This is a genomic window from Oribacterium sinus, assembly GCF_963537195.1.
In the GTDB taxonomy this organism is placed as follows: Bacteria; Bacillota; Clostridia; order Lachnospirales; family Lachnospiraceae; genus Oribacterium; species Oribacterium sinus_A.
The window spans coordinates 1-6,777 of sequence record NZ_CAUTEG010000110.1; the positions used below are offsets into that span (position 1 = coordinate 1).

General features: G+C 40.3%; 5 protein-coding genes. 4 read left to right on the forward strand and 1 reads right to left on the reverse strand.

Annotated features, from left to right (window positions below; translation table 11 throughout):
- The 3 genes from RYL27_RS10025 to trpB all read left to right on the forward strand — a co-directional run.
- The coding region (locus RYL27_RS10025; RefSeq protein WP_331667072.1) for a DUF7601 domain-containing protein at positions 1-912 on the forward strand (912 nt) is incomplete at its 5' end.
- 286 nt (positions 913-1,198) lie between these two features.
- A complete protein-coding gene (locus RYL27_RS10030) occupies positions 1,199-2,533 on the forward strand; it encodes an ATP-binding protein (protein WP_314966967.1) in 1,335 nt (444 codons plus the stop codon).
- 716 nt (positions 2,534-3,249) lie between these two features.
- Complete coding sequence (gene trpB, locus RYL27_RS10035) at positions 3,250-4,455, forward strand: tryptophan synthase subunit beta (protein WP_334307571.1); 1,206 nt, start codon at positions 3,250-3,252, stop codon at positions 4,453-4,455.
- 1 nt (position 4,456) lies between these two features.
- Here the strand turns inward: trpB and RYL27_RS10040 are convergent, their stop codons facing one another.
- Entirely contained in the window at positions 4,457-5,848 is a 1,392-nt protein-coding gene (locus RYL27_RS10040) for an ATP-binding protein (RefSeq protein WP_314966971.1), read from the reverse strand.
- A 259-nt stretch (positions 5,849-6,107) separates the two neighbouring features.
- Here RYL27_RS10040 and RYL27_RS10045 point away from each other — a divergent pair, with 259 nt between their 5' ends.
- On the forward strand, positions 6,108-6,689 hold the full coding sequence (locus RYL27_RS10045; RefSeq protein ID WP_314966973.1) for a type IV toxin-antitoxin system AbiEi family antitoxin domain-containing protein: 582 nt from the start codon (positions 6,108-6,110) through the stop codon (positions 6,687-6,689).
- The last annotated feature ends 88 nt before the right edge of the window (positions 6,690-6,777 follow it).

The window sequence follows — 6,777 nt, forward strand, 5'->3', positions numbered from 1 at the left end:
CGATCTACCAGTACTGCTTTGGGATATCTTGTTTCAGAAGAGTTAAATGGAACTAAAATGTCCGGAACCGGTAAAAATTTAACACCGGAAAATCCTGCAGGTGCAGGAACTTTACAAGCAACAATGCAGGGGGGAAAGAAACAGTATGTTTTAAGCATTAATGGTCTCATTCCCGGCAGAAAATATCAGGTGGAAGAATTAATTAGTGCTTCCGGACAGAATCCTGTCATTGGGGGATCACAGCTTCATTTTAAGAAAATGGCAATTACTGCCGGAGGAGATAGCAAAGTCACTTCCGGAAACTATGAAATTGCTACCGTGAGCATGGGTAAGAATGAAACAAAACAAATCAACGTGCAGAATACCTATGAACGGGAGGATAGACAGGTTCTTCGAATTGAAAAGCAGGTAAGTGGAGAAATGGCAGATAAAAATCAAGTTTTCCCCTTCCGATTAAAGCTTTTTAAGGCAGAGAATCAGCCTATTACACAAAGTGATTTCGATTCCATTAAAGCAGATTTCCCTGCGGCAACAAAGAGTGCTATCAGCTTTGATCCTGGAACTGCAACAATCAGTTTTAACTTGAAGCATAATCAGGCTTTAGAATTCTTATTGCCAAAGACTTATTACTATATGGCAGGTGAGAATCCTTCCGGATATCTACCTTCCGTAAGTACCGGTTATGTTTTAGAACAAGCAACCGATGCCCAGGGCTTCCGTTTCACCAAGAAAAAATTATTGGGAAGAAACGCGGATGGTTCAAAGCAAGTTCTTCAGTTTAGAAATGTGAAAGACCCCATTTCTCCAACAGGAGTTGTGGAAGAAGCAAGACCACTTGCTATGGTCTTCACAGCATTTATTCTCTTCTCCGGAGCGATTGCTTTCGGCATGAAGAAGAAAGAAGAATTCTAAAGAAACATAGGCTCTGTAAGTAATAATAAGTAGTATAAAAAGTCCTCGGACAGATACTTTGTGAAAGAGTATTGTCCGGGGACTTTTTCTTAATTGCTACAATTTTTCGTGTCTACTTTTCTTGACTGCTACATTTCTGTATTTTTAATATAGAAAAACGGTAGTTTATTGGTTTTTCAATCTTCTTAAAACGGTAGTTTTTAGTGCTTTTAATCTTCTTAAAACGGTAGTATACTATGCTTTAACCATTGAAGATAAGAAAAAACGTGATTTGCGGAGATAAGCTATGTTTAAAAGAAAAGCATTTGACAAACTAAAATATTGGAAAGAAAAAAAGGCACCGAAGTACTCTGTCCTTTTAGAAGGAGCAAGACGAGTTGGAAAGTCAACGATTGCCGAGGAATTTGCAAAACAGGAATACAAATCTTACATTAAAGTGGATTTTGCCAATGTCAGGAAAGAGCTTTTGGATGTGTTTGAAGATATTGCAGATCCGGATATCTTTTTCCTCCGATTACAGACTGCAACCGGCGTAACTTTGTATAAAAGAGAATCTGTCATTATCTTTGATGAGATTCAGCTTATGCCTAAGGTTCGCCAAGCTATAAAATATCTTGTTGCAGATGGAAGATACGATTATATAGAGACCGGATCCTTAATCAGCATCAAGAAAAATGTCAAAGATATCGTACTTCCCTCCGAGGAAATGAAGATACCCATTTATCCGATGGATTATGAAGAATTTATGTGGGCAATCGGAAATGATACCTATTCTGTTTTACGGGAATTATATCAGCGTGGTAAGGCGGTGGGGAATTCCTTAAACAGAAAGCTGATGCGGGATTTTCGGATTTACATGGCTGTGGGAGGAATGCCCCAGGCGGTGGAAGCCTATGTGGAGGGAAAGAATTTTCAGGAAATTGATGAAGTAAAGCGAGAAATCATTAATCTGTATAAAGATGATTTTTTCAAAATTGATGGAACAGGGTTGATCGGAAGAATGTATGATTCAGTTCCTACTCAGTTGGCAACAGGCAAAAGAAGCTATGTTATCTCTGCGGCTACCGGGAAAAAGAAGATTAATAAAGATTTAGAGCGCTTGTATGATTTATTGGATTCAAAGACTGTAGTGGCTTCCTACAATGTCCTTAATCCAAGTATTGCATTACCCCAAACCAGAGACAATGATACCTTTAAGCTGTATTTAGCAGATACAGGCTTATTTACCACCATGATTTTCAATTCTTCCGGAGAAACGGATGAGAATATTTATAACAAGCTATTGAGTGATTCTCTTCCTGCGGATTTAGGATATTTATATGAAAATGCTGTAGCGCAGATGATTACGACTTCCGACCAAGGTCTTTATTATCATACTTGGAAAAAAGACAAGACGTCTTATTATGAGATTGATTTTTTACTTAGTGCAAAAACGAAACTCATTCCCATAGAGGTAAAATCCTCCGGTTTAGGCAGTCATAAATCGATTATAGAGTTTCAAAAGAAGTATTCTAAATATATTGCGAAGGAAATCCTCTTGTCTCAAAAGGATCTCGGGAATGAGGAGATGCTGAAGCTTTATCCCATTTATATGCTACCGTTTATTCTGGAAGAACTGTAAACGGGATATCAACAGGGGGGAAGATTTAGCTGCATTGGATTAAATGCTCCAATAGGCCAACACGATAATTAGTAAAAATTTTGTAATAATATCTAACTTGACATATAGCCCTTTTCCATGTAAATTTTCTGCATAACTAAATATCGAAAACCGTTGAGGTGGAGATAACGGCAATGATGCCTTTACAGAGAGTCCGGGATGCTGAGAGCCGGGTAAGAAACAAATTGTCAAATGGACCACTGAGGGTGCAGGGAAACGGATATTCCGGAGTATTCTGCAACGCGTAGGGATGCGTGAGTTCCCGGGGATATGTTTGTATCCTGCTAAGCGGCACAGCGGAAGCTGTGAAACAAGGTGGCACCGCGGATAAATTAAATCTTATTCGTCCTTGGCAAAGACTATTTTCTTTGCCGGGGACTTTTTGTATTTACCGAGACAGAAAAGTCTAAGATGCTCTGCAAGCTTGCTTGCATGAACATCGCAGACTTTTCTGAATCGCCCCTGACATGAGCACGGAAAGCCGAGTATCGGCTTGGAAGTGCGATGATTCCGTAAATACGCAATGCACTAGGAAGAGGCGTGGGAAGGAATCCTAAAAGCACGAAGTGTGACGATTCCGTAAATACTATCAGCTCTTTGGCTAAGAAATTCACCATTCACCACCCTGCTAAAAGGCAGGAAAGAAAGAGGAGGAAAGAACGATGCAGCTGAACAATGTGGATTTTGAAACTTACTTTAAGAACTACCCGGATGCCAATGGCTATTTCGGAAAGTATGGTGGAGCCTACATTCCTGAGGAATTAAAGAAGGCTATGGCGGAAATTGACCATGCCTATCAGACGATTTCCAAGTCCAGAAAGTTCATTGCGGAGTTGAGAAGAATCCGAAAGGAATTTCAGGGTAGACCTACACCCATTTCTCATTTGGAAAGACTCTCCGAGAAGATCAACACCGGGGTACAGCTTTATGTAAAGCGTGAGGATTTAAACCATACCGGTGCCCACAAGTTAAATCACTGTATGGGTGAGGTGCTTTTGGCGAAGTACATGGGGAAGAAAAAGGTGATTGCGGAGACCGGTGCAGGACAGCACGGTGTAGCTTTAGCTACCGCAGCAGCCTACTTCGGCATGGAATGTGACATTTACATGGGGGCTGTGGATATCAAGAAGCAGGCACCTAATGTAGCTAGAATGAAGATTTTGGGAGCAAGAGTTGTTGAGGTTAAGGAAGGCCTGGCGACTCTGAAAGAGGCGGTGGACGCTGCATTTGCCGCTTATATGAAGGAGTATAAGGATGCCATCTACTGCATCGGCTCCGTAGTTGGCCCCCACCCCTTCCCCATGATGGTAAGAGATTTTCAGAGTATTGTGGGCATCGAAGCCAGAGAGCAGTTCCTGGAAATGACGGGAGAACTGCCGGATGCCATCGTGGCCTGCGTGGGCGGCGGTTCCAATGCCATGGGACTTTTCTCCGGCTTCTTAAATGACCCTGTGACCATTTATGGTGTGGAGCCTTTGGGCAGAGGAACAGCCCTTGGTGACCATGCAGCCAGCCTTACCTATGGAGAAGAAGGTGTTATGCACGGCTTTAACAGTATTATGTTAAAGGACGAAAAGGGCGAGCCGGCACCGGTATATTCCGTTGCCAGCGGTTTGGACTACCCCTCCTCCGGCCCTGAGCATGCCTTCTTACATGACCTTGGCAGAGTGAAGTACGATGTGGTCAATGACGACGAAACCATTGATGCCTTCTTCACCCTTTCCAGAATGGAGGGAATCATCCCTGCCATTGAAAGCTCCCACGCGGTGGCCTACGGTATGAAGCTGGCAAAGCAGATGAATAAGGGCTCTATCCTCATCAACCTTTCCGGAAGAGGAGATAAGGATATGGATTATATCCTGGAGAGGTACGGAATCCGATAAACTATGAGTGATACATATCCTCGATGCTAATTAGCTTACAGTTTTTTGCGTTTTCTGTGACATAATCAGTAAATCCTCCCAGAGAGAAAATACAGATTAAGGGATGAGTGGCAGGAATATATTTGATTTTTTCCAAAAGCTTTTCATATTCCGTCTTATCAAAGGGGGAATTCTTAAACTTGCATTCACCAAGGAGAAGAATATTCTTACCACTTTTTCCCAGTAAGTCAATTTCTATAGGAATAAGCTCTTTTGATTCGTTCTTGACGGTGCCTTGAAAGTCCGTTATTTCCGTAAGGATAGGAAAATCATCCTTCCCGGCATGGAGCATTAGAAATTCTTTGGCCATCTTTTCGAAAATTTTACCCATAAAATCATGCAGATTGTTTTTTACATGGGCGTAATAATAGGCGGCACCGTTTCCTGCATTAATAAGGCTGGTGGCTCGGTTTACATAGCGAAACCAAAATTCTGTCATGCTGTCATTCAGAACATAATAAGGCCTTTTTCCCATCCTTTTTTCTAAAATTTCTGCATTGCATAGAACTTTTAAGGGATAGTTGATATCCTCGTTTCCTACAAATCCTCCGATTTCGTTGTGCTTAGTGTGGCCCGTGGCTACAGCGGATATAATGGAGTTATAGAGTCCCGGATTTTGTCTTTCGCTGCTGATAATCGTTTTAATCTGTTCTTCGGAGAAATATCCTCCAATTGAATAGAATTGTTCCAAGATATTTTCTTCCAAGGATAGACCAGGATCGAATTGTTCTATATATTTGGCTACGCCGTTCGTTAGTCCATAGGCAATCGCCTTGTCCTCCAAACTGTATTTTTCTAAGAACTCTGCTGTTTCCAAATAGTTAAAGGGCTTAAGTTTAAGTTCCAGATTACTTCTGCCATGTAAAGGCGCAGATTCTGCCAGAACCTCGTCCTTCATAAAGCTTACAAGAGAGCCGCAGAGGATAAAGAAAAGTTGTGTAGACTTCCATTTGGTATCAATAACCTTCTGTAAGACAGATTGAATATAGGGGCATTGCTTGGCAAGATAGGGGTATTCATCAATAAAGAAGATGATTCGTTCTTTTTCTGCCGATTTTCCGATATATTCGAAAAGGTTTTCAAAACTGTTAAAGCTGATATTTCCTAATAGTTCCGGAGCCAATGCGCTAAGGACTGCCTCTGTCATTAAGGAAAGTAATTCCGTTTCTCCCCGTTCTACAGAGGTAAAGGAAATGCATTTGCAATCTTGTTCTTGCATAAACTTATTGATTAGCATGGTCTTTCCGATTCTTCTTCTACCGTAAAGAACGGTCATCATAAATCCCCGAAGTGCAAATTTTTTACGGAGAATTTTTAGTTCTGCCTGTCTTCCTCGAAAGATTTCTGTCATCATTTTTGGCTTTTTCCTTTCTATACTATAGTCGATGGTAGTGTGCAAAATAAATAGTTTAAAAATATTTTAGTGAAATTTATTTCGGTGAAATAAATTTCAGTGAAATTGATTTCGGTAAAATACATTGTATAGGATTTATTGGAAAGTGCAAGAGGGAGGAAAAATAGAGATAAAGGAAAAGTGAGGATATAGAATAATTCTTATATTTATTTTCGTACTAATATAATATACAATATTAGTACGAAAGTAGGTGAGATAAATGATGAGCATAGAGAATATTGTGGATGAATCGGGAATTTTACTGGCAAAAGATGCTATAGAGGCAGGCATACCAAAACATATCTTATATAGGTATATAAAAGAAAAAAAGTTTGAAAAAGTGGCATATGGAGTTTATGTTTCTCCGGAGACATGGGAAGATGATCTCTATATATTATCTCTACGTTGTCCTCAAGGGGTATATTCTCACGATGAGGCACTATATTATCATGGCTTAATTGAAAGGGAGCCCATGCAAAGAACCCTTACAATTTATACTGGGTACGGTACGTCGCGCTTGGTTGCGGATGGGATAAAGGTATTTACAGTAAAGAAAGAGCTGATGGATATCGGTAAAGAGTATGTTAAAACATGTCAGGGTCACGAGATTCCAATTTATAACCTAGAGCGTACAATATGTGACTTGATGCGATCGAAAAGTAGATTCGAGATACAGGATTTCCAGACAGCCCTAAAGACATATGTTGCAAGAAAGGACAAGAAACTGAATAAACTTATGGAGTATGCGCAAGTTTTTCATGTGGACAAAAAACTTAGAGAGTATATGGAGGTGGTGTTGTAATCCTACATGGCAAAGCAAAAAAGTGAAAAAAATTGATTGACAGTGCTGTCGCTTTATGGTATTTTAGCAATGTTCTGAATTTATTCAG